This is a genomic window from Sorangium sp. So ce367 (genome assembly GCF_051520455.1).
GTDB lineage: Bacteria > Myxococcota_A > Polyangia > Polyangiales > Polyangiaceae > Sorangium > Sorangium cellulosum_B.
Map to the genome: position 1 here is coordinate 6,304,738 of NZ_CP150334.1, position 23,433 is coordinate 6,328,170.

Genomic DNA, 23,433 nt, shown 5'->3' on the forward strand with positions numbered 1-23,433 from the left:
TCGTCAAAGGGCGCTCCACTTCGCCGCGGCGAGCACCGCCTCGCGCAGCAGCCGATCGCCCTCCAGCGAGTCGATCGTCTTCGCCAGCACCCACGTCTCGTCCCGGTAGCCGAGCGGGTGCAGGTGCTCTGCCGACCGCGCCCCCTCCATCGTCCACCGCACCGTGCCGGGCGCCTTGTCGAGCCGCACGCAGCCGAGCGCCAGCGGCTCGCCGCGCAGCGACGTCCACAGGCGCACGCCGTCGAGCCGCCGCCACGCCTGCGCGTCCGCCGGCGCCGGCGGCCCGTCGATCAGCGCGATCTCGATCGGCGCCCCGTCCGCGCCGCGGGCCTGGCCGACCACGCCGCCGGACGGCGCGGGCCCCCGCGACTCGAACGTCCAGCCGAGCCGCGAGCCCATCCAGCCGAGGAACAGCGCCGCCGGATCCGGCTTCGCCCCCGCGCTGCGCGCGATCTCCACCCGCCGGATCGCCCGGCACGCCTCCGGCATGTCGTCGAAGAACCGGGCCACGAGCTCGCGGAACGAGAACGTCCGCACGAACGCCCGGTCCGCGAGCGGCGCCCTCGTCCCGCGCGCGACCTCCGCGATGCGCTCGATGCACGTCTCGGCCGAGTCGAACACCAGCCGATCGCAGATCGGCGCGAGCGCGTCGCCGAGCACGTTCGGCGCGCCAGGCGCGAGCTCGACGATCACGGCCACGTCGGAGATCGTGAGCGCGCTCACGACCGAAGCCACGCGCTCGGCCGCGGCCACCCCGAACGTGAGCTCCACGCGGTCGTAGCAGATCGGCACCTCGCCGGCGCGGCGGCACGTGGCCGACCAGTCGGCCTGGACGCTCAGCGGGTCGAGCCCGTCGTCGAGCGTGATGAGCAGGGTGCGGCCCGCGTGCGTCTCGGCGAGGTCCTCGGCCTGCTCCTTCAGGCGCTCCACCTCGGCGCGGCTCCCCACCGCCACGAAATTGAGGGTCGACGCGCGGGTCTTCGGGGCCGGCTCCGCCCGCGACTCGTCGGGCGCCGACCAGAACTCGGCGAGCTCCGACTCGACCCGCTTGATGACGTCGGCGACGCGGCTCACGGCCGCCTCCACGCCCGCTCCGGGGCCTTCCCCCCGTCGCCGGCCCCGCACACGGCGCGTACGTCGTCCGACGAGGGCTCGACGAGGGCGTCGGCCTCCGGCGGGCCCCAGCTGCCCGCGGCGTAGCGCGCGATCGGCGCGCTCTGCGTCCGCCACCCCTCGAAGATCGGATCGACGAAGCCCCACTGCGCCTCGACCTCGTCGGCGCGCGTGAACAGCGTGGCGTCGCCGCGCAACGCGTCGAGCAGGAGCCGCTCGTACGCCTCGGGCGTGCTGGAGCCGAACGCGGCGCCGTACCGGAAATCCATCGTGACGCCGCGGATCGCGATGCCGCCGCCCGGGATCTTCGCCGCGAAGCGGAGCGAGATGCCCTCGTCGGGCTGGAGGCGCATCACGAGCGCGTTCGGCTCCTCGGTGGCGCCGGGGGCGCCCTTGAACAGGCCGTGCGGGAGCGGCTTGAAGTGCAGCACCACCTCGGCCACCCGCTTCGCCAGCCGCTTGCCGGCCCGCAGGTAGAACGGCACGCCGCCCCAGCGCCAGCTGTCCAGGTGGAGCTTCATCGCGACGTAGGTCTCCGTCGTCGAGTCCTTCGCGACGTCCGGCTCCTCCGTGTAGCCGGGCACCTTCTCGCCGCGCACCATGCCGGGCGCATACTGCCCGCGCACCGTCGACGACAGCGCGTCCGGGCCCGCGATCGGCCGGAGCGTGCGGAGCACCTTCACCTTCTCGTCGCGCACCGCGTCCGCGTCCCACGACGACGGCGGCTCCATCGCGACCAGCGTGAGCAGCTGGAGCGCGTGGTTCTGCACGATGTCCCGCGTGATGCCGACCTTCTCGTAGAACTTGCCGCGCCCCTCGACGCCGATCTCCTCGGCCACGGTGATCTGCACGTGATCGACGTGCTGGCGCGACCAGAGCGGCTCGAAGATCGTGTTGCCGAACCGCAGGACGAGGAGGTTCTGGACGGTCTCCTTCCCGAGGTAGTGGTCGATCCGGTAGATCTGCGACTCCGCGAGGTGGGCGAGCAGGTCGCGGTTGAGGGCGCGGGCGCTCTCCAGATCCTCGCCGAACGGCTTCTCGACGACGACGTGCTGGAACGGCGCGTCCTTCTCGTGCGACGGCGGCGCGACGAGGTTCGCCGCGCGCAGGCCGCGCACGATGGGCGCGAACTGATCGGGGGCGACGGCCAGGTAGAAGACCCGGTTCTTGCGGGTGCCGCGCTCGGCGTCGAGCCGCTCGAGCTCCGCGGCGAGCCGGGTGTACGTCTCGGCCTCGTCGAACGCCCCCTGGACGTAGCTGATGCCCTTCTCGAGCTCGCTCCAGGTCGCCTCCTCGAGCGGGCGGCGCGAGTACTTCCCGACGGCCTCGCGCATCTCCTTCGCGAAGTCCGGCTTCGGGCGCCGCGCCACGCCGACGACGGCGAAGCCGCCGGTGAGGAGCCGGCTGAGCGTCAGGTTGTAGACCGCGGGCAGCAGCTTGCGCCGCGTCAGGTCGCCCGAGGCGCCAAAGATGACGAGCGCGGCCGGCGAGGCGGTGCGCTCCTCGGGCATCCCTTCGCGAAGCGGGTTCTTCTCGGCTTGGGTCATGGTGGATGAGCTCCGGTCGGTGACGACGACGGGCACGATGCTCGCGCGCCTCCGCGGCGTAGGGTAGTCCGGATCGCACGCGCGGGCGCGGAACGAAGCGAGAACGATGCCGGAGGTCGCGCGACGAGCGCGACGACGACCTCGCGCGGGCGTGCCGGCGGAGCGCGCCCGCCGAGCGTGCCCGCGCAGCCCGGCGCCCGCGCAGCCCGGCGCCCGCGCCGAGCGTGCCCGCCGGCTCGCGGCGCCCTTCCATCCGATCGCGACCGGTACTAGGCTGCTCCGAGCGATGGCCGCGCCGGTGCTCCCGCGAATCCGCGTCCCCCACCCCCACGTGCGAAGCGATAGCCAGGTGCTCGCCGGGAGCCCCCACGTCCTCGGGTCGCGCGTCCCGGTCCGGCGGCTCTGGGCGTGGCACCGCGGCGGCGCGTCGGTGGAGACGCTGCTCAAGCGGTACCCGAACCTCGGGCCCGCGCGCGTGCTCGACGCGCTCGCGTTCGCGTACGACAACCAGGACCTCATCGAGGCCGACATCGCGCGCGAGCAGCTGCTCTTCAAGAAGCAGGGCGGGCCCACGGTCGGCGCGCGCCCGCTTTCTCAGCTGAACCTCCCCTTCGACGAGGACGACGAGTGAGCGGCGCCCGAGAGGGCGCGGCGGGCAAGGGACGGGGCGCGCCCCGCGCGTGAGGCGCCGCGGGCCAGACGCCGTGCGCGCCGCGCGAGCTCCCTCGGGCCATATATATATGTGAAACGCCTCGCGCCACCTGCGATGCAGACCGCCGTCCCCGCGGGATGAGCTCAGCTTGATTCTTTACAGCCATCCTGACTTGGGGCAATGAGGGCCGTCCGTCGCTGGAGCCCGCGGTGCGGGGCTGCTCGGCATGACGAGTGACCGTCGCGCAGGATCGCGGCTGTCCCAGCTTTCAAGTTCGCGGCTGCTGGTATAGGGTCCGCGCTCCATGGGGTACCGATCGAGGTGCCGGAGGGATTCTGAGATGAGCGTCAATCGATGGAAGTTGTTTGCGATGCCCGTGGCCCTTCTCGGCCTGGCTTCGCCTCTCCTCGTGAACTGCGGCGGCAAGGGGATCCCGGGTGCGGACAGCCTTCCTGGCCCCGCCGGTGACCTGGCGTCGGCCGCGAGCGGCTGCGACGAGATGAAGAACGGCGGCATCGCGAACCTGAAGTTCGACGGCGGCGCCGAGGTCGAGGGCAAGATCAAGGGCTTCCTCGAGGCGGCCGCGTCGCTCGACAAGCTCACCGTCGCCATGGAGGCGGACCTCATCGCCTCGTGCGCCAAGCTCGGCAAGGACCTCGGCATGAGCGAGGCGGAGCTGAAGGCCGATCCGAGCGGCGGCAAGGGCGCCGAGAAGGTCTGCGGCGCGGTCTCGGCCAAGGTGAACGCCGCCGTCAAGGCGAACGCCGAGGCGAAGATCACCGTCCAGATCGATCCGCCGAAGTGCTACGCCGACATCACCGCCATGCAGAAGTGCCTCGGCGACTGCGGCTCGCCGGTGCAGCCCGGCAAGCTCGAGGCGAGCTGTGAGGGCGGCGAGATCAGCGGCAAGTGCGACGCCGAGTGCAAGGGCAAGTGCAGCGTCGAGGCCGGCGCGGCGTGCACCGGCACCTGCAACGCGAGCTGCTCGGGCAAGTGCGACGTCGGCTTCAAGGGCACCTGCGGCGGCAAGTGCGACGGCAAGTGCGACGGCAAGGACTCGAAGGGCGCGGCGTGCGCCGGCACCTGCGAGGGCAAGTGCGACGCCAAGGCCGAGGGGTCCTGCTCGGGCACCTGCGAGGGCAGCTGCTCCGGCTCCTGCGAGGTCAAGGCCGCGGCGAAGTGCTCCGGCTCGTGCTCCGGCGGCTGCAGCGCCGAGATCAAGGAGCCGAAGTGCTCGGGCGAGTTCAAGCCCCCGAGCGTCGACCCGAGCTGCCAGATGCAGTGCACGGCGAAGACCGCCGGCGAGGCGAAGTGCGATGCGCCGAACGTCCGCATCGTGGCGACCGGCAAGGTGAACGCCGACGCGCAGAAGCTCGTCGCCGCGCTCCGCACGTCGCTCCCGGCGATCGCGAAGGTGCAGCTCGGCTCCGGCAAGAAGCTGGCGGCGGCGGTGTCCGGCGTCGGCAAGGCGGGCGTCGAGGTGAAGGACGTGGCGCTCAAGGCCGGCGGCAAGGCGGTCGCCTGCGTCGCGGCCGCGGTCGACGCGTCGGCCAGCGCGACGGCCTCGATCGACGTCAACATCAAGGCGAGCGCGAGCGTCAGCGGCTCGGCGAGCGGTTCGGCCAGCGGCGGGACCTGATCCCCGGCGCGGCCTGAGCGCGGACGCGGCGGCGGTCCCCTCCCGGGGGCTGCCGCCGTCGTCATTTCAGGCGCCGAATCCGGGCTCGCGGCCCAGATCTGGATGCGAGCTCACTTTTCCGGTGCGCGGTGCGCGGTGCGCGGTGCGCGGCGCGCGATGGCCGAGATCGGCGCCGGATGCGCCGCCCAACGTTGCACGCAGGTTTCTTGGCCAGACAGCCGCGATGCGGCAAGCCGTCGAGGCGGCGTGCCTCCGGCAGGCTGCCAGGCCATTGCGCGCTGTCGCGGCGCTCGTCCGGGGTATCATGGTGCGTCGGCGAACGATGACGGGGTACTCGGAAGGGCAGGAGCGATGGTCGGCGATCCCTTGATCGAGCGCGGCGCCAGGATCGGCGAGTACACGATCGCCGATCGCCTCGGCGAGGGCGGCTTCGGCGCCGTGTTCAGCGGCCGTGACGGGGCCGGAAACGACGCCGCGATCAAGATCTTCAAGGACGTGAGCGCCCAGAACGCCGGGCAGCTCTTCGCCCAGCAGAACGAGATCGAGGCGCTGCTCCGCCTGCGCCACCCCTCGCTCGTCAAGCTCTCCTCGTACGGCGTCCTGGACGGCGTGGGCCTCTACCTGGCGATGGAGCTCGTGCAGGGCGAGACGCTCGACCGGTACCTCGCACGGATGGGCTCGCTCGACACGATCGAGGCCCTGCGCATCGCGCGCCGCGTGGCCGAGGCGCTCGCGCACTGCCACGCGCTCAACGTCCTCCACCTCGACCTCAAGCCGAGCAACATCGTCCTCACCGATCCGTACGAGCCCCGGCTCAAGATCCTCGATTTCGGCCTGGCGACGCTCACCGTGAGCTTCCAGCCCGAGCACACGCGCGTCAACGCGGGCACCATCGCGTACCTGGCACCCGAGTGCCTGAAGCGGGGCGCGCTCGGGCGCCCGAGCCCCCGGATGGACCTCTACGCGGTCGGCGTCATGCTCTACGAGCTGCTCGCCGGCCGGCTCCCGTTCTCGGACGGCACCGTCAACAGCGTCATCAACCAGAAGGTCTACGGCACGCTCGTGCCGCTCGCCCACGCGGCGCCCGAGACGCCGGCGCCCGTCGTCGCGCTCGTCGAGGAGCTCCTGGAGCGCGACCCGGCGCGGCGCTTCTCCAGCGCGGCCCGGCTCTGCGCGCGGCTCAAGGAGCTCTATTACGTCACGCTCCACGGCACCTCGCAGCCCCCGGCCGGGGCCGAGGCGCAAGCGCACGAGCGCGACGCCGCCGGGCCGGAGACCTTCGACGACGCGCACGACGCGCCCTTCGTCGGCCGCGAGCAGGAGCTCGGGCGGCTCATCGAGCTCGTCCAGGGCGCTGTGCGCGGCGAGCCGCGGCCGGCCGTGGTGGTCGGCGACACGGGCGTCGGTAAGAGCCGCCTCGTCGCCGAGCTGCTCCGGAGCGCCGAGCAGGCGGGCACGGCGATCGTCGCGTACGGCCGCTGCAGGGAGCTCTCCGGGCTCGTGCCCTACTCCGCGATCCGCGAGGCGCTGACGCAGATCGCGCTCTGGCTGGAGCGGCACGGCGACAGCCGGGCGGCGCGCATCCGCCGGCTGGTGAGCCTCGTGATCGCCGACGACGCCGCCCTCCTCCGGGGGCTCGTGCCGGAGCTGACGCGCGCGGTCGGGCTCGCCGATGAGGGCGGCGCCATCGGCCCGGGCGGAACGCGCTGGGTCGCCGAGCTGATCCTGCGGCTGCTCGGCGCGATCTCCGAGGAGATCCCGGTCGTGCTCGCGATCGAGGACGTGCACTGGGCCGACGAGGCGACGCAGGAGGTGCTGCTGCGCCTCTCGGATCAGCTCGGCGAGATGCCGGTGCTGCTGCTCGGCACGGCGCGGCCGCCCTTCGCTCGCGGCTCGTCGCTGCCTCCGCCCGGGTCATCGCTGCCCCCGCCCGGCTCGTCGGCGCTGCGCGGCCCGCCGGGCTCGTCGCCGATGACGCCGCGCTCGGCGGGGTGGCTCGCGTGGAAGGACGTCGAGCGCCTCGACCTCGGCCCGCTCCGGCCCGAGGAGAACCGGGCGCTCCTCTCCGCGCTCGGCCGCGGCGCGGGGGACGACCTCGTCCAGGAGCTCGTGCGCCGCGTCCCGCTGCTCGCCGCGGGCAACCCGCTCTTCAACATCCAGGTCGTCCGCAACATGGAGACCGAGGGCTTCCTGCAGCGCAGCCGGAGCGGCGCGCTCGAGATCTCCCGCGCCGACGCGCATTACCTCGCGCCCGCGTCGGTCTCGGACGTCCTCTCGCGCAGCATCGACGCGCTCGATCCCACGACGGTCCAGGTCCTCGGCGTCGCCGCGCTCATCGGCCGCCAGTTCCTGCGCGACGATCTGGTCGAGCTCGGGCTCTTCGACCCGGCGGAGGTCGACAGCGCCCTGCGCGACGCCGCGGCGCACTACGTCTGCCTCGGCGAGGACGGAGGCCTCGCGTCGTTCTCGCACGACGCGGCGCGCGAGCAGCTCGCCGCCCGCGTGCCGCCCGAGGAGCGCCCCGACTACCACGGGCGCATCGCGCGGCGCATCGAGCTGCGCGGCGGCGATCCGGGGACGCTCGCGCACCACGTCGAGCGCGCCGGCGAGCTCGACCGCGCCGCGTCGACGTACCTGCTCGCGGCGGGCGAGGCCGATCGGCTCCAGGATCCGCACGGCGCCAGCCGCCGGCTGAAGCAGGCGCTCGCGCTGCTCGAGCGGCTGCCGCTCGACCCGGGGCGGATCGAGCTGAGGGCCCGCTGCGCGCACGAGCTCGCGCGCGTGGCGTGCCTGCTCGGCAGCACGGCGGAGCCGCTCGATCTGCTCCGCCGCACGCAGGGGGCGCTGCCGGAGACGCCGCTCGTCACGGCGGCCCTCTCCAGCGCGCTGTCGCGCGTGCACTACGTGCGGGGCGAGTTTGCCGACGCGGTGGCCCACAGCCGCAAGGCGCTCGAGGCGATCGGATCGAGCCCGGAGCTGCGCCCGTACCAGTGCCTGCCGGCGAACATCCTCGGGCGCGCGCTGTGCGCGGCCGGCAAGGTGGGCCCGGCGACCGAGCCGCTCCGCCGCGGCTGCGAGCTCGCGGAGGCGGCGGGCGAGTACGTCGAGCTCTGCCACTCGCGCGGCATCCTGTGCGTCGCGCTGAGCCAGTCCGGCTTCTACGCCGAGGCCGAGCAGAACGCCGCGGACGCCGCGCGCCTCGCCGAGCGCCTGCGCGACCCGGTGCGGCTGCTCGGCACGTGGTTCTACCACGCGGTGCTCGCGGAGGGCCGGTTCGACTGGGATCTCGGGGTCCGGTCGACAGCGCAGCTGCTCTCGTACGCCGAGGAGCACGGCCTGAGCGGGCTCTATCTGTACATGGGGACGATGTACGCGGGCCGGCACCAGTTCCACATGGGCCAGCTCACGCGGGCCCGCGTGCTGATCGCGAACGCCGTCAACCTGAGCGGCGTGCTGGGCATCGGCATGGGGCGCGGCTGGGCGGAGGGGTACCTGGGCGACGTGTACTTCGTGCAGGGCCTGCATCGCGAGGCGCTCGCCGCCTACGAGCGGGCGATCGAGATCGGCTCGGCGGGGACGGGCGACGCGTACGCCGTGAGCCTCGGCCGGGTCGGCCGGATGCACGCGCGGGCGCTGCTCGCCGACGACGCCGGCGACGCCGGCCAGGCCGGCGATCTCGCCGCGTACGGCCGGGAGACGCTCGATCTCATCCGCGCGTCGGGCAACCGGACGCTGCTGGTGACGGCGCTCGAGCGTCACGCCGAGGCGCTCGACACGCTGGGCGACGGGGGGGCTGCGCGCGGCGTCCGCGCCGAGCGCGCGGCGCTCGTCGAGGAGCTCGGCCTGACGGATCCGACGTTCTGGCCCCGCGTCCCGGCCGAGGCGGCGTTCCAGGGCCCCCCGCGGGCGTACTGGGCCGATCTGCCGCGCGAGGTCCGGAGCGCGGGCCCGAGCAACGTCGGCACGACGCAGATCGTGGGCGCGACGGTGGCGGAGCTCGCGGCGGCGGCGACGATCGCGGTCCCGGAAGAGGAGCTCGGCGGGCCGACGATCGTGGCGATCCCGCGCCTCCGCCACGTCACGCTGCTGGAGACGCTGGCCTCGGTGGAGGGCTTCGTCCCCCGCTTCGACGGGCCGGAGGCCCCGCCGGTCGCCAAGTGACGGCGGAGGACGGCGGCGCCACGCGGGCGGGGCTGCGCGAGCAGGGATCCGCGGCCGCTGCGAAGGTCGCCTCGACGGCGGGCGGTGAGCGTGATGCGCGCTGCGCGGGCGCTGCCACGGCGCCGGCCGGCGCGGTCGAGGTCGTGCGCACGGCGCTCGCCCACGCCTGGGCGATGCTGTTCCTCGTCGTGCTGCTCCCCGTCGGGCTGCTCTGTTTTCCCTTCGATCCCCGGCAGAAGATGCACGACCGGCTCTCGGTCGTCTGGGCGCGCGGGGCGCTCTGGCTGGTCGGCGTGCGCGTCGAGGCCGAGGGCGTCCAGCACGCGCGGCCTGGGGAGCGGTACGTGATCGCGGCGAACCACCAGAGCACGCTCGACATCCTCGCGTTGCTCGTGGTGCTCCAGGGCCGCACGCCGCTCCGGTTCCTGGCGAAGCGCGCGCTGTTCCGCGTGCCGGTGCTCGGCTGGGGCATGCGCCTCTACGGCCACACGCCTGTCGACCGGCGGCGCGCCCGCGGCGCGCTTGCGGATCTCGGCGAGGCGCAGCGCAACCTGATGCAGCGGTGGTCGACGATGTTCTTCCCCGAGGGCACGCGGAGCGCGACGGGCCGACTCCTGCCCTTCCGGCTGGGCGCGTTCCGGACCGCCTCGGCCGCGGGCGCGCGCGTCCTGCCGGTGACCATCGACGGCGCGGGCGCGCTGCAGCCAAAGGGACGTTATGCCGCCGCGCCGGGCGTCGTGCGGGTCGTTGTGCACCCGCCGCTCGACCCGCCGGGGGCGTCGATCGAGGCGCTGCACGCCTCGATGGAGGCGTGCAGGTCCGCCGTGGCGTCGGCGTTGCCGGAGGCGCTCCGGGAGGGGGGCGAGGCGGCCGCTCGCCCGGAGCGCTCCGAACCGCGTCGCTGAGACGGGCACCACGGCAGTCCGAAGCCGCCGGGTCGAGCTTCAGCTCTCCCGGGCGGCTCCCGGCAGCCTCGGACCAGAGCTAGCCGCCGCCGGGCAGCTTGCCGAACCGCTGTTCGTACTCGGCCAGCCGCGCAGCGAGGAGCGTCGCCTCGTGCTGCGCCGCGCGGGCCCGCTCTTCGGCGGCCCGCGCCTGCTCCTCGCCCGTGGGCACCACGCGCCCTTCGGGGCCGAGCCAGCGCAGCCAGTCGGCCTCGAGGCCGTGGTAGGTGCCGCGGCGGACGCCGAGCCCGAGGTGCAGCCGCGGACTCGCCACGTCGCCACCGGGGCCAGGCGCCACGGGCGCGTAGGTCATCGTGGCGAGATCGAGCGCGTAGGCCTCGAGGACGCCGGCGAACGGATCGAACAGGTAGTACTCGGGCACGCGCAGGAGCTTCGCGTAGATCCGCATCTTGTCGGTGCGATCGACGTTCTCGGTGCTCCCCGAGAGCAGCTCGATCACCACGTCGGGCGTCCTTCCGTCCTCTTGCCAGACGACCCAGGACTTGCGCTCGCGCCTCACCGTGTCGAGCACAACGAAGACGTCCGGCCCGCGGAAATCGTTCTTCTTTGCCTGGAGCTCGCTGAAGTAGACGGCCATGTTGCCGCCGACGTACACGTCGTCGCGCTCCTTCCACAGCAGATCCAGCGCCTCGATGAGGAGGTCCATCTGCTTGCGATGCCGCTCGGACTCCATCGGCTCCCCGTCGTCGTACGGCAGCTCGTCCTCGCCGGGCGGCGGGATCGGGACGAACGAGGTGTCGCTCTGAAAGGCCATGCGTCGCTCCTCCAGGGAGAGTACCGCTCGTCGCCCTCGCCGTCGAACGCGTCGCGGAGGCCCCCCGTACCACGGCCCCCCACCGGCCGCGACGGAGCTCCGTGACGATGCCAGGGCACCGACGGCGCGCCGCTCCCGGCTCGGCCTGCCGCCCTGCGCCGCATCGACAAGCGCACTTCAGAAGAACTCTGCATGACAAACTTCGAGACGAGCGCGCAATGACGCACAAGCGCGGCCCGAGTCCGCGAGCTCTTGGAGCGAATCACGCGCTCTTCGCGCGAATCGCGAGCTCTTCACTCCATCCTCTCGCGGCTGTCAGTGAATTTTCCTACTTCGTCGAGCCCCTCCGGAGGCGCGACGCCGCCGCGCCCGCCGGACACACGCCTGACCAAGCGCTGCACCAGGCTCAGGAGCGCCCTTATTTTTCGACCCTATTTTGACCATAACCGCCCCGTCGCACCTCATCCGTCCTGAGGTTCTCGTATATAAGAGCTCATTACAGGCTCATGGTAGACCCCCGCATCAAACCTCAGCTCGTGGTGATCGGCTGCTCGGCGGGTGGGATCCAGGCCCTCAGCGCGCTCGTCTCCACGTTCAGGCCTCCATTCCCGGCGCCGATCGTGATCGCGCAGCACCTCGACCCCCGGCGGCCCAGCCACCTCGTCGACGTGCTGGCCCGCCGCAGCGCGCTGCCCGTCCGCACTGTCGCCACGGTCTCCCCGCTCGAGGACGGCGTCGTTTATGTCGTGCCCTCGGGGCGCGACGTGGAGATCACGGACCACGAGCTCCGGCTCCGGCCCGACAGCACCGAGCGACCCAAGCCGTCCGTCGACATGCTGTTCCGCACCGCGGCGGAGGTCTTCGGCGAGGGCCTCATCGCCGTCGTCCTGACCGGCAACGGCTCCGACGGCAGCGCCGGCGCCCTCCACGTCAAGAAGAGCGGTGGCACCGTCATCATCGAGAACCCCCAGACGGCGAGCTTCCCGGGCATGCCCGAGTCGCTGGCCCCGAGCACCGTCGACATCGTGGCCGATCTCGATCGGATCGGGCCCATCCTCAACGATCTGCTCACGGGCTCGTACGTCGAGCCCCCTGCGGACGACGACAAGCGGCTCCAGGAGCTCCTCGATCTCGTGCGCGAGCGGGGTGGGATCGATTTCAGGAAGTACAAGCAGGCGACCATCCTGCGCCGGCTCCGGCGCAGGATGGCGGCCACCAACACGGAGTCCATCGAGGCCTACCGGCAGCACCTCGCCGAGCACCCCGACGAGCTCCAGCGGCTCATCAACAGCTTCCTTATCAAGGTCACCGAGTTCATGCGCGACCCCGATCTCTTCGCGCACCTCCGGGACGTGGTCCTGCCCGGGCTCATCGCGCACGCCCGGAGCGACAACAAGGCGCTGCGGATCTGGTCGGCCGGGTGCGCCACGGGCGAGGAGGCGTACTCGCTCGCGATCCTGGTCAGCGAGCTGCTCCGGGACGATCTCGACGCCTTCAGCGTCCGCATTTTCTCGACCGACGTCGACAGCGAGGCGATCGCGTTCGCCCGCCGCGGCATCTATGCGGCGAGCGCCGTCGAGGACCTGCCCCCTGACCTCGTCGAGCGCTACTTCGTCGCGGTCGACGGCCAGTACCAGGTCAAGAAGCGCATCCGCAGCCTCACCGTCTTCGGCGAGCACGACCTCGGCCAGCGCGCGCCCTTCCCGCACCTCGATCTGGTGGTGTGCCGCAACGTGCTCATCTACTTCACGAGCGACCTCCAGCGCCGCACGCTGCACCTCTTCGCCTTCTCCCTGCGAGAAGGCGGCTACCTCGTGCTCGGCAAGGCCGAGACGACGAGCCCGCTCAGCGAGTACTTCGTCCCCAACGACATCCACTACAAGATCTACGTCCGCCGCGGTGAGCGCATCCTCATCCCCCCCGGGCCGTCCGTCCCTCCCCTGCCGCCCAAGCGAGCGCCCCGCGGCAAGAGCCAGCCCATGACCATGCGGCCCCTCAGGGAGCAGCCGCGCGCCCGCTTTTCCATCGACCTCCTGCTCTCGGGCCTCCGCCAGGGCATCGTGGTCATCGACAGCCGCTATGACATCCTGGAGATCAACTTCGCGGCGCGGCGCCTGCTCGGCATCCACGGCACGGCGCTCGGGCAGGACTTCGTGCACCTGGCGCAGGTCATCCCCCACCGGCCGCTGCTCGAGGCCATCGACGCCGCCTTCCGGGGCGAGGCGCGGGATCCGATCGAGATCGCCCTCGACCCGACGCCGCAAGGCGAGCGGACCACCATCCAGCTCTCCTGCGTCGCGCCCCGCATCGAGCTCGACCCGAGCAAGCCCGGCGTCGCGCTGCTGGTGATCGAGGACGTCACCGCGGCCGTGCGGCGCCGGGAGGCCAGCGACGACGCGATCGCCCAGGGGGCGCAGCTCCGGGCGGAGCTCGAGCGGGCGGTGGCCGAGCGCGATCGCCTGCGGTCCGAGCTCGACGCGCAGACCGCCGCGCGCTCGCAGGTGGAGCGCGCCGGCGAGGCGGACAGGCTGATGATCCGCCGCCTCTCGGAGCAGAACCGTCAGCTGCTCCGGGCCAACGAGGAGCTCACCTCGGCGCACGAGCAGCTCCGCGCCCTCAACGAGGAGCTGATGGTCTCCACCGAGGAGGCGCAGGCCGCCATGGAGGAGGTCGAGACGCTGAACGAGGAGTTCCAGGCGACCAACGAGGAGCTGGAGACCGTCAACGAGGAGCTCCAGGCGACGATCGAGGAGCTGAACACCACGAACGCCGATCTCGAGGCGAGGAGCCGCGAGATTCAGGAGCTCTCCGCGCCGATCGAGAACGAGCGGGCGCGGCTCTCCGCGATCCTGCACAGCATGGGCGACGCGCTCCTCGTGGTCGACGGCGCCGGGCGTCCGGTGCTCACGAACGACGCGTATTTCACGATGTTCGGTGAGGGCCGGGCCGCCGCGATGGACGAGAAGGGCCGGCTGCTGTCCGCCTACGACGCGCCGGAGCAGCGGGCCGCGCGAGGCGAGAAGTTCCAGATCGAGTTCTCCATCCCCGGCCCGGGCGGCGCGAGCCGGCACTTCGAGGCCACCGGCCAGCCCATCGCCACCGCCAGCCCGCGCCCCGCAGAGACCGCGGAGCGCGGCGTGATCGTCATCCGCGACATCACGGACCGGAGCCTCCGCAAGCTGCAGGATCGCTTCATCGCGATCGCGAGCCACGAGCTCCGCACGCCGCTCGTGCCCCTCCACGGCTACCTCGACATGCTGCTCAGCCTGCTCCCCACGGACGGCGACCCACGCCTCCACCGCTTCGCCTCGCTCGCCCGCACCCAGAGCGACCGCCTCGCGCGCCTGGTCGACGATCTCGTGAGCGCTAGCCGCATCCAGACCGGGAAGTTCGAGCTCCACCTCGAGGACGTGGACCTCGTCCCTCTGGTCGCGAGCGCCGCCGAGAACGCCCAGTCGCTCGCTGCGACGCCGAAGATCCACGTCGCGCTGCCCCCCGGCACGGCGGAGCCGCTCGTGGTGAAGGGCGACGCCGCGCGCCTGGAGCAGGTCCTCATGAACCTGATCATCAACGCCTTCAAGCACGCGAGCGGCACCCCCCAGATCGAGGTGCGATTGCGGCGCGCTGGCGGGGGCGCCGAGCTCGACGTGGAGGACTACGGCCCAGGGATCCCCGCGGCCAGCCTGCCTCACCTGTTCTCGAGCTTTTACCAGGTGGAGAGAGGTGGCCCCCCCTCCGGCGGAGGCATGGGCCTCGGGCTCTTCATTTGCAGGGAGATCATCAGGGCGCACGGCGGCCAGATCTTTGTGCGCAGCACGGAAGGCAAGGGGGCGACCTTCACGGTCAGGCTGCCCCTGATCGAGGATCGACAAGCACACGACTGATGCGCTGAATCGACGCCGTTCTCCTGCGCTCGCACGCGGCCGGCCGGGCGGCGCTGCGGGGAGGGACCAGGCTCATGAAGGGCACGATCTTGGTGGTGGAAGACGACCTGGACTCGAGCAACATGCTCCGGGAGCTGCTGGGGATGGCCGACTATGCTGTCGAGTCGGCCGAGACCGCCGACCAGGCGATCGCGGCGATGACGGAGCGGCGCTACGACGCCGCGCTGCTCGATCTGACCGTGTCCGGCGCGACGACAGAGGAGCTGATCCAGCGGCTCCGGGGCGTGTCGGATCGGCCGCCCATCGTGCTCTTCTCGGCGCGGACGCCCGATGATCTCCGGGCAGCGGCCGAGCAGCTCTCGGCGGCGGCGGTGATCCAGAAGCCGGCGAGCATGGGCGTGCTCCTCTCCACCATGGCGCGGGTGGTCCGCCCGCCTTCGTAGGCGGCGCCTGCGCGCGGGGCCGCGTCTCTCCTCTTCTCGTCTTCTCGTCTTCTCGTCTTCTCGCCTGCTTCGCTTCTCCCCCTCTCCTCAGCGAGGCGCACTGTGCCGGAACCGGACATCATCACGATCGGGGCGTCGGCAGGAGGCGTGGAGGCGCTGATCGTGCTCCTCGGGGGGTTGCCTGCCGATCTGCCAGCGTCTCTGTTCGTGGTCCTCCACCTTCCGCCGATGGCGCGGAGCATGCTCCCCGAGATCCTCGGGCGGTCGACCCGGCTGCGGGTGGGGGCGGCGGTCGACGGCGAGCCGATCGAGCGAGGGCGGGTCTACGTCGCGCCGGTGGACAACCATCTCCTGCTCGGAGATGGCGTGGTGCGCGTGGTGCACAGCGCGCGCGAGAACGGGCACAGGCCAGCCGTGGACCCGCTGTTCAGGACCGCGGCGGCGGCGTACGGCGACCGCGTGATCGGCGTGGTCCTCTCAGGCATGCGCGACTGCGGCACCGCCGGGCTCTTGGACGTGAAGCGCGGCGGCGGCATCGCGGTCGTCCAGGATCCGAAGGACGCCCTGTTCTCGGAGATGCCGCAGAGCGCGCTCGACAACGTCCCGGTGGACCACTGTGTCCCCATGGCACGACTGGCGCCGCTCCTCATGGATCTGGTGCGGCAGGAGGTCGGTTATGCCCCGGCAAAGGGGCGAGCGGCGACGGGGGGAGCGACGGTGGATGCGGTCGAGAGCGATTTCACCTGTCCGGGGTGCGGAGGGAACCTGATCCGGAGCGACGACGGCGCGATGCTCCATTTCAGGTGCAAGGTCGGCCATCGCTACTCTCCGGAGGGCCTGGAGGATGAGCAGGCTTCGGCGCTCGACGCGGCGCTGTGGATCGCGCTCCGCACGATCGAGGACAGCGCGGCGCTGGCGCGGCGGATGGCGGCGCGCGCGGCGGAGCGGAACCAGCCGCTGTTGCTGGCCCTTTACGAGGAGCGAGTCCGGGTGGCCGAGGAGCGGGGCACCCTGGTGCGCCGGGCGCTGCTGGGCACCGGCGGGGGCAACGGATCGACGGGGAGCGCCCACCCGACGCGGGGGCGGCTGCCGCCGACGGGGTGAGCGGCCGCGCGAGCGCGCCATGGCGCACGATGGCCAGAAGGGCTAGGTGTGGCCCATGGATTTCGCCAAGGTGATGGGCGAGCTGGAGCGGCTCGGCACCGAGCAGAACCGCAAGGTGTACCGGCGCCACGGGATGACCGATCCGCTCTTCGGCGTGAGCTTCGCCCACATGAACGCGCTGGAGAAGCGGATCAAGCGCGACCACGAGCTCGCCGAGGCGCTCTGGGCGACGGGCAACGGCGACGCGAGGACTCTGGCGGTGGCGATCGCCGATCCGGGGCGCTTCACCTGGGACAAGCTCGAGGCGTGGCTCGACGGCCTGCGCTCTCCGCTGCTCATCGACCTGCTCATGAAGCGCGTGGCGCTGAAGACGCCGTTCGCCCGGGACGCGATGGCGCGCTGGACCGCGTCGAACGACGAGTGGATTGGCCGCGCGGGCTGGACGCTCCTCGGCCTGCTCGCGACCGAGGACCCGTCGCTTCCCGACAGCGTGTTCGAGGAGCGGCTCTCGGTGCTCGAGGCGTCCATCCACCGGGCAAAGAACCGCGCCCGCGAGGGGATGAACAATGCGCTCATCAGCATCGGCGGGCGGAACGAGCCGCTCCGCGGCATGGCGCTCACGGCCGCGCGGCGCATCGGCAAGGTCGAGATCGACCACGGCGAGACGAGCTGCAAGACGCCCGACGCGACCGCCTACATCGAGAGCATCTGGGCCAGGAAGCCGGCGAAGCCGGCCGCCGCTGCGAAGCCCGCCAAGGCTGCTGCGAAGCCCGCCAAGGCTGCTGCGAAGCCCGCCAAAGCCGCTGCGAAGCCCGCCAAGGCCGCTGCGAAGCCCGCCAAGGCCGCTGCCGCGAAGCGGGCCCGCTAGTTCCACCCGCCACGGGATCGGGGGAGAGATTTCAACGCAAAGACGCAAAGACGCAAAGGCGCAAAAAAGAGAACAGATTCTCATGCATTTTTGCGTCTTTGCGACTTTGCGTCTTTGCGTTAAAAATTCTCTTCACTCGTGAGACAGGTCCCTGGCGGCCTGTATGACACGCGGAACCAGGGCGCGCGCCCGCAGCGCGAGGCCGCCCCCGCCACGCGACGCCCCGCGACGCCGCCGCTCAAGGACACGCGCCGTCCGGCGCTGGATCACGGGTGCGCCGTCGTGAACAGCTCGCCTGGCAACCCGAGCAGCTCCTTGCGCGTGAGCCGCTCGACGACCCTGCGCGTGAAGATCAGGTGATCTTCCTCCTCGTGCAGGCGGCGCCGGAACGCCTGCCTCGCCTCGCTGTCGTCCGCCTCGTCGGCGAGCTCGAGCAGCAGCTGCCAGCCGGCGTTGTCGACGAGCTCCGCGGTGAGCAGCGCGTGGAAGAGGTGGGTCGGGTTCATGTCTCCGTCGAGCACGATCTGCTCGATGCCCCGCGACTCGACCGTGACGAGCCGCGACATGTCCGTCTCGGCGTGCGCGTCCCCGCCCAGCGCGCGGATCTGGGCCTCGAGCCACTCCTCGTGCTCCTTCTCCTGGTCCCGGTGCTCCTTGAGCTCGCCGAGCCGGGCCATCAGGAGGGGATCGGCCGCGCGACCGATCTTCTCCACGATGGAGTCGTACAGCTTGACGCCTGCGCGCTCGAAGGTCAGCCGCTCGCTGAGCAGGTCGATGGCCTTGTCCCTGTTCGTCTGTGCAAGCTTCTTCATGGATGCCTCCGACCGGGGCGCATGCGATTCACAGGCCGCCGCACCTGCGAGGCGGCGAGGCGGGCAGAGCGCCGGCCGGGCGCGGCGCGCGGCGATCAGAGGTGCTCTGTCATGTACTCGACGATGGCGCGGTTCGCGTAATGGCTCGCGGCCGGCGACCGGTAGCCGTGCCGCTCGCCCGGGAACACGAGGGTGTCGAACCGCTTGTCCGCGGCCATGAGCGCCTCGATCATCTTCGCCGTGTGCGCAAAGTGCACGTTCTCATCCATGAGCCCATGCATGAGGAGCAGCTTGCCGCGCAGGTTGCCCGCGCGCTTCGTGAGATCGGTCGCCTCGTACCGCGCGGCCTCCTTGTCGAGGAGACCCATGTACCGCTCCGTGTAGCCCGTGTCGTACAGCCGATCGTCGCTCACCGGTGATCCCGCGACGCCCACGTGGAAGCGGTCCGGCGCCGTGAGGAGCGCCTCCAGCGCCATCCTGCCGCCGTAGCTGTGGCCGTAGATCCCGACGCGGCCCGCGTCGACGTAAGGCAGCGTCTTCAGGAAATCGAGGCCCGCGATCTGGTCGGCGAGCTCGACCTCGCCGAGGCGCCCGTAAATGGCGGACTCGAACGCGCGCCCGCGGTTCGCCGAGCCGCGGTTGTCGAGCTGAAAGACCACCACCCCGCGGTCCGCGAGGTGATTCCAGAGGAGCCACGGAGACCACGAGTTGAAGACCGTCTGGACGCCGGGCCCGCCGTACACGCTCACCACGACCGGATAGCGGCGGCCGGGCTCGATCCTCCGCGGCGCGAGCAGCGCGCCGTAGAGCGTGTCGCCGCTCGCGGCGCGCACCTCGACGATCTCGGGGGCGCGCAGCTCGAGCTCCGCGAGCTCGCGGTCGACGGGCGCCGGCAGCGCGCCGATCTCGGCGTTGTCCGCGCCCCTCACCGCCCCTCTCCACGGGCGATCCAGGGCCGCGTGGAGCTCGACGTACCCCGGCCCCCTCGGATCCACGGTGATCTGGTGCATCCCCGGGTCGGACGTGAGCCGCTTCACCTCGCCGCCCGCGAGCGGCACGGTGTAGAGGTGGCGCTCGGTCGGGCCGTCCTTCGTCGCCACGAAGCGCGCGAGGCCGCGCTCCTCGTCCGGCGGAAGGAGCGAGGTGATATCCCAGTCGCCCGCGGTGAGCCTCGCGAGCTCGGCGCCCGAGCCGGCGTCCCGCAGCGCGAGGTGGCGGTGGCCGCCCTCGGCGGTCGACCAGAGGAACCTCGGCGAGCGCTCGAGGAGCCACATGTCGGCGAAGTCCACCCACGTCGGCGAGGTCTCGACGACGACCTCGGCGGCCTCGCCCGAGCGCGGCCTCGCGCGGAGGAGCGAGAGGCGCTTCTGGTCGCGCGAGAGGGTCTGGAACCAGAGCGCCTTGCCGTCTTCCGCCCAGGCGAACCGGCCGAGGTAGCGCTCGCCTTCGCCATCGCCGCCCTTCCACGCGAGCCATGTCGTCTTCCTGGTGGCGAGATCGAGGATGCCCGCCCTGACGCGGGGGTTCTTGCCGCCGACGCGCGGGTAACGCGCCATCATGAGATCTTCCTTGCCGTCGCGGAAGCCGAGGACTGGCACCTTCTCGACCTCTCGCTCGTCGACCTCCAGGTAAGCCACCCGGTCGCAGCCGGGGGAGATCCAGAAGCCGCTCGGCTCATCGAACTCCTCCTGACCGTTGAAGTCGCTCAGGCCGCGCGAGACCCCCTCGGGCGCCCCCCGGGTCAGCGCCGTCTCGCGGCGCGAGGCGACGTCGATCATGAAGAGCTCGCGCCCGCGGACGAACACCACCCGCTCGCCGCCGTCGCACACCTTCGGATCGATCTCCGGCTCGGGCGTGTCGGTGAGCCGCGCGATCGCCCCTCTCGGGTCGCGCGCGTCGCGCAAGTCGCGCAAGAAGAGGTCGCCGCCGAAGGGGATGAGCAGGACCTCTGCCCGCTTCGCCCACGAATAGGCCGTGATCCCCCTGGAGAACATGCGCTGTCGCTCGCGGCGGAGCTCCTCCTCGCGGGACAGCGGCTTCGCGTCCTTCAGCAGGTCGCCCGAGGCGACGAGCTGTCGTGTCTCGCGCGATGTGGTGTCGAAGGCGAAGAGAGACTGCTCCGGCCGGTCCGCCTGCCGCTGGAGGTAGGTGATCAGCTTGCCGCCGGGCGCGTACTGGATCGCCCTGGGCAACCGCGCTCCGAGCGGCGGTTGCCGGCCGAGGTGGGCGTACGTGATCCGGCTCGCCTCCGGCCCGGCGATGCGCGTCTTCTCCGGCGAGGCGGCCGGCTTCACCGCCGACGCGGCGCCGGCCGGGGCGGCCTTGGCGGGCGTGGCGGCCCTCGGCGGGGACGAGCCGGTGGGCGGGGCGCAGGCGGCCAGGAGGAGGGGGAGCAACCCCCAGAGTGCGGGGCGCGGCGGAGTTCGCATGGCCGCGATTTCGCTCGACGCGGCGGGGAATGTCAAACGCCGGCCACCCTCTCGCGCGCTCAGCGCCTCAGCACGCGATCTCCATCGCACGCCATGGAGGCCGGTCAGCTCGCGATGCGCCGGAGCACGATGACCGGCCGCCCCGCCTCGCGCGAACGATCGATGTCCACCTTGCAGTCGAGCATCCAGTCGTTGTGGTCCTCCGGATCGGCGATGATCTGCTGGACAACCCAGGAGCCGCCGTCCTCTGCGGGATGGATGATCGTGTTGCTCGGGCTCCGGGCCGCCGGATCGGTGCGAATCGCCGCGTGCTCCGCGTAATAGCCTCGGAGCGCCTCGTCCAGCCGATCCGCCGTCCAGGGCGCCTCCTCCCCCTCCACCATCTCGGCGGCGACCTCGTAGTCGCGGCGGGCCAGCGCGCGCAGGAAGAAGAAGAGCTCGTTCCTCACGAGCACCGTGAACTCCTTGACGTTCCGCGTGACGTCGAACACGGCCGGCTCCACGGCGCCGCCCGGGGCCGCCGCGCGCGGCTGGAACGACGGGTCGCGCAGCCGCTCCCACTCGTCGAGCAGGCTCGAGTCCACACCGCGGATGAGCGCCCGGAAATAGGCGATCATCTCGCCGGTGTCGCTGTCCTTCGCGTACTCGGGCACCGTCTGGACGAGCGCCTTGTACACCTCGGAGACGTACCTGAGGAGCAGCCCCTCCGCCCGCTCCAGGTTGTACTCCCGGATGTACTCGCTGAACGACAGGTATTGCTCGTACATCTCGCGCGCGACGCCCTTCGGGCGGATGTTCTCCTGCCCCACCCAGGGGTGCCGCCGCGCGAAGTCGTTGAAGGTCCCGTAGATGAACTCGCGGTTCGGCCTCGGATAATCGAGCTTCTCGAGCTCCTCCATCCGCTGCTCGTACTCCACGCCCGCCGCCTTCAGCTCGGCGAGCTTCTCGGTCTTCAGCCGATCGAGCTGCTTCTGCAGGATGAGGTCGGGGTTCTCGAGGATCGACTCGACGAGCGTCAAGAGATCGAGCGGATAGGTGCCGCTGTCGGGATCCAGCTTGCCCACCGTCTCGAGGACGTAGAGCGAGAGGGCGTGGTTCAGCGAGAAGTCTTCCTGGAGATCCGCGTTGATGCGGAGGCGCTTGCCCGGCCCGTCTTCCCTGGGGACGAACTCGATGATGCGCGCCTCCACGAGCGAGCGGAAGAGGAGCATCGCCGTCCTGCCGTGCTGGCGCCGGACCGCCGGCCGATCGTGGGTGCCGCGGATGAGCCGCTTCAGCGCCAGACAGCCGCCCTCCTCGCGCCCGAGCACGTTGACGAGCATGCCGTGCGTGACCTGGAACCGGGACACGAGCGGCTCGGGCGGCGACTGGATGAGCTTCTCGAACGTCTGCCGGTCCCAGTGCACATAGCCCTTCTCCGGCGGCTTCTTCCTGACGATCTTCCGCCGCTTGGCCGGGTCGTTCCCCGCCTTCGCGTCGAGCCTCATGTTCTCGATGACGTGCTCCGGCGCCTGGGCGACGACGCTCCCCTGGTTGTCGAACCCCTTCCGGCCGGCCCGGCCGCTGATCTGCTGGAAGTCACGCACGCTCAGGATGGCCGTCTTCTCGCCGTCGAACTTGCAGAGCTTCGTGAACAGCACCGTGCGGATCGGGATGTTGACGCCGACACCGAGCGTGTCCGTGCCGCAGATGATCTTGAGGTGCCCCTGCTGGGCCAGCTTCTCGACGAGCAGCCGGTATTTCGGCAGGAGCCCCGCGTGGTGGAGCCCGATCCCGTGCCTGACGAAGCGCTGCACCTCGCGGCCGTAGGGGCTCGAGAACTTGAAGGGGCCCCCGAACGCGGACCCCGGCCCCGCGCCCGCGAGGGCGGCGGTGATCGCCCGCTTCTCCTCCTTGGTGCAGTAGTCCTGGCTCATCAGGTTCTGCGCCTCCTCGGCGCAGCCCCGCTGCGTGAAGCTCACGATGTAGATCGGCGCCTTGCCGCCCTTCACGAGCGTCGCGACGGTCTCGTGGAGCGGCGTCTCGCGGTACTCGAAGTCGAGCGGCACCGGGCGCACGGTCGACTTGATCACGGCGGTCTGCTCGCCCGTCAGACGCGTGAGCTCCTCCTGGAAGAACTCGGTGCCTCCGAGCGTGGCGCTCATGAGCAAGAACCTCGCCTGCGGCAGCGTGAGCAGCGGGATCTGCCAGGCCGCGCCGCGATCGCGATCCGAGTAGTAGTGGAACTCGTCCATGATCACGTAGTCGCAGAGCGCCTTCTCGCCCTCGCGGAGCGCGATGTTCGCGAGGATCTCCGCGGTGCAGCAGATGATGGGCGCGTCGCGGTTCACGGCCGCGTCGCCCGTCAACATGCCCACGTTCTCGGGGCCGAAGTCGTTGCAGAGCGAGAAGAACTTCTCGCTGACGAGCGCCTTGATCGGGCACGTGTAGTACGACTTCATCCCCTCGGCGAGCGCCTTGAAGTGCATGGCGGCCGCGACGAGCGACTTGCCCGAGCCGGTCGGCGTGTTGAGGATCACGTTCTTGCCGCCGAAGATCTCGAGGATGGCCTCCTCCTGCGCCGGGTAGAGCTCGAGCCCCCGCTCGGCGACGTAGTCGAGGAAGCCGTTGAGGAGGTCGTCGGCCGTGAAGTCGTGAGGCGACGGCGGGAGGCGAGCGAGGAGCGGAGCGGCGGCTTGATCCATGGCGGCTGTCGGGCGCGCGCCCATGGGCGCGGGCCCACCATGCAGAAGCCTGGTTTCAGCGAGAATGCAAGCAAACTCCTCCATGTCCAGGTCGGATCGCCTGCGACGCGCGATCGGAGCGGGACCGGCGCAGCAGACGCAACCGACACCGCTGTCGCGCTGGCGCGACCGACACAGCAGACAGCAGACGGAAGAGGAGGAGCGGACGCGGCAAGCTCCGCCCAGGCAAGCCGGACGAGCAGAGGACGGTGGCGATCGGAGCACCATGCCGCCCGCAGCGTCACGCGATCGTGATAGCGTGGCCGGACGAAACAGTAGGGGGAGCGCCATGCACACACGGCCGAGCGGGCGGGTGCATGGAGGATCAGGGCGAGCGGC

Annotated in this window: 13 protein-coding genes and 1 pseudogene; 8 read left to right on the forward strand and 6 right to left on the reverse strand. The window is 71.5% G+C overall.

Going from position 1 to position 23,433, the window contains the following annotated elements; translation table 11 throughout:
* Nucleotides 1-3: 3 nt before the first annotated feature.
* Together WME97_RS23920 and zwf are read right to left on the reverse strand one after the other, a co-directional pair.
* Nucleotides 4-1,074: a glucose-6-phosphate dehydrogenase assembly protein OpcA gene (locus tag WME97_RS23920; RefSeq protein ID WP_437555056.1), complete on the reverse strand. Its 1,071-nt coding sequence runs from the start codon at nt 1,072-1,074 to the stop codon at nt 4-6.
* Nucleotides 1,071-2,660, reverse strand: a complete 1,590-nt coding sequence (gene zwf / locus WME97_RS23925; RefSeq protein ID WP_437555057.1) for a glucose-6-phosphate dehydrogenase — start codon at nt 2,658-2,660, stop codon at nt 1,071-1,073. Before zwf ends, WME97_RS23920 begins: the two co-directional genes overlap by 4 nt.
* 331 nt (nt 2,661-2,991) lie before the next feature.
* Here zwf and WME97_RS23930 point away from each other — a divergent pair, with 331 nt between their 5' ends.
* From WME97_RS23930 to WME97_RS23945, 4 genes are all read left to right on the forward strand, one after another.
* Nucleotides 2,992-3,291 carry a DUF433 domain-containing protein gene (locus WME97_RS23930; RefSeq protein WP_437555058.1) on the forward strand — a complete coding sequence of 100 codons (300 nt, stop codon included), beginning with the start codon at nt 2,992-2,994 and terminating at the stop codon, nt 3,289-3,291.
* 391 nt (nt 3,292-3,682) lie between these two features.
* Complete coding sequence (locus WME97_RS23935; protein WP_437555059.1) at nt 3,683-4,951, forward strand: hypothetical protein; 1,269 nt, start codon at nt 3,683-3,685, stop codon at nt 4,949-4,951.
* Nucleotides 4,952-5,302: 351 nt separating this feature from the next.
* Complete coding sequence (locus WME97_RS23940) at nt 5,303-9,112, forward strand: serine/threonine-protein kinase (protein WP_437555060.1); 3,810 nt, start codon at nt 5,303-5,305, stop codon at nt 9,110-9,112.
* Nucleotides 9,109-10,017 (forward strand): lysophospholipid acyltransferase family protein, encoded by a 909-nt coding sequence (locus tag WME97_RS23945; RefSeq protein ID WP_437555061.1) that lies wholly within the window; start codon nt 9,109-9,111, stop codon nt 10,015-10,017. Before WME97_RS23940 ends, WME97_RS23945 begins: the two co-directional genes overlap by 4 nt.
* Nucleotides 10,018-10,096: 79 nt before the next feature.
* On the opposite strand, the gene WME97_RS23950 is transcribed toward WME97_RS23945, so the two are convergent.
* A complete protein-coding gene (locus tag WME97_RS23950; RefSeq protein WP_437555062.1) occupies nt 10,097-10,831 on the reverse strand; it encodes a Uma2 family endonuclease in 735 nt (244 codons plus the stop codon).
* 506 nt (nt 10,832-11,337) lie between these two features.
* Here WME97_RS23950 and WME97_RS23955 point away from each other — a divergent pair.
* The 4 genes and pseudogenes from WME97_RS23955 to WME97_RS23970 all read left to right on the forward strand — a co-directional run.
* Nucleotides 11,338-14,715, forward strand: coding sequence for a CheR family methyltransferase (locus WME97_RS23955; RefSeq protein ID WP_437555063.1), 3,378 nt, complete (start codon nt 11,338-11,340; stop codon nt 14,713-14,715).
* Between the two features lie 74 nt (nt 14,716-14,789).
* Nucleotides 14,790-15,158: a response regulator gene (locus WME97_RS23960; protein ID WP_437555064.1), complete on the forward strand. Its 369-nt coding sequence runs from the start codon at nt 14,790-14,792 to the stop codon at nt 15,156-15,158.
* A 102-nt stretch (nt 15,159-15,260) separates the two neighbouring features.
* On the forward strand, nt 15,261-16,262 hold the full coding sequence (locus WME97_RS23965) for a chemotaxis protein CheB (RefSeq protein WP_437555065.1): 1,002 nt from the start codon (nt 15,261-15,263) through the stop codon (nt 16,260-16,262).
* A gap of 55 nt (nt 16,263-16,317) precedes the next feature.
* Nucleotides 16,318-17,019 (forward strand): annotated as a pseudogene (locus tag WME97_RS23970) (DNA alkylation repair protein); the annotation flags it as partial.
* 377 nt (nt 17,020-17,396) lie between these two features.
* Here the strand turns inward: WME97_RS23970 and WME97_RS23975 are convergent.
* The 3 genes from WME97_RS23975 to WME97_RS23985 all read right to left on the reverse strand — a co-directional run bounded on the left by WME97_RS23975 (nt 17,397) and on the right by WME97_RS23985 (nt 23,055).
* Nucleotides 17,397-17,942, reverse strand: a complete 546-nt coding sequence (locus tag WME97_RS23975) for a DUF892 family protein (protein WP_437555066.1) — start codon at nt 17,940-17,942, stop codon at nt 17,397-17,399.
* A gap of 95 nt (nt 17,943-18,037) precedes the next feature.
* Complete coding sequence (locus tag WME97_RS23980) at nt 18,038-20,371, reverse strand: alpha/beta fold hydrolase (RefSeq protein ID WP_437555067.1); 2,334 nt, start codon at nt 20,369-20,371, stop codon at nt 18,038-18,040.
* Nucleotides 20,372-20,475: 104 nt separating this feature from the next.
* Nucleotides 20,476-23,055, reverse strand: a complete 2,580-nt coding sequence (locus WME97_RS23985; protein WP_437555068.1) for a DEAD/DEAH box helicase — start codon at nt 23,053-23,055, stop codon at nt 20,476-20,478.
* Nucleotides 23,056-23,433 lie beyond the last annotated feature (378 nt).

Excerpts from the sequence above, each read along its gene's own strand:
- zwf (WP_437555057.1), bottom strand. The coding sequence starts at position 2,660 with ATGACCCAAGCCGAGAAGAACCCGCTTCGCGAAGGGATGCCCGAGGAG.
- WME97_RS23935 (WP_437555059.1), top strand. The coding sequence starts at position 3,683 with ATGCCCGTGGCCCTTCTCGGCCTGGCTTCGCCTCTCCTCGTGAACTGC.
- WME97_RS23940 (WP_437555060.1), top strand. The coding sequence starts at position 5,303 with ATGGTCGGCGATCCCTTGATCGAGCGCGGCGCCAGGATCGGCGAGTAC.
- WME97_RS23950 (WP_437555062.1), bottom strand. The coding sequence starts at position 10,831 with ATGGCCTTTCAGAGCGACACCTCGTTCGTCCCGATCCCGCCGCCCGGC.
- WME97_RS23955 (WP_437555063.1), top strand. The coding sequence starts at position 11,338 with ATGGTAGACCCCCGCATCAAACCTCAGCTCGTGGTGATCGGCTGCTCG.
- WME97_RS23960 (WP_437555064.1), top strand. The coding sequence starts at position 14,790 with ATGAAGGGCACGATCTTGGTGGTGGAAGACGACCTGGACTCGAGCAAC.
- WME97_RS23975 (WP_437555066.1), bottom strand. The coding sequence starts at position 17,942 with ATGAAGAAGCTTGCACAGACGAACAGGGACAAGGCCATCGACCTGCTC.
- WME97_RS23980 (WP_437555067.1), bottom strand. The coding sequence starts at position 20,371 with ATGCGAACTCCGCCGCGCCCCGCACTCTGGGGGTTGCTCCCCCTCCTC.
- WME97_RS23985 (WP_437555068.1), bottom strand. The coding sequence starts at position 23,055 with ATGGATCAAGCCGCCGCTCCGCTCCTCGCTCGCCTCCCGCCGTCGCCT.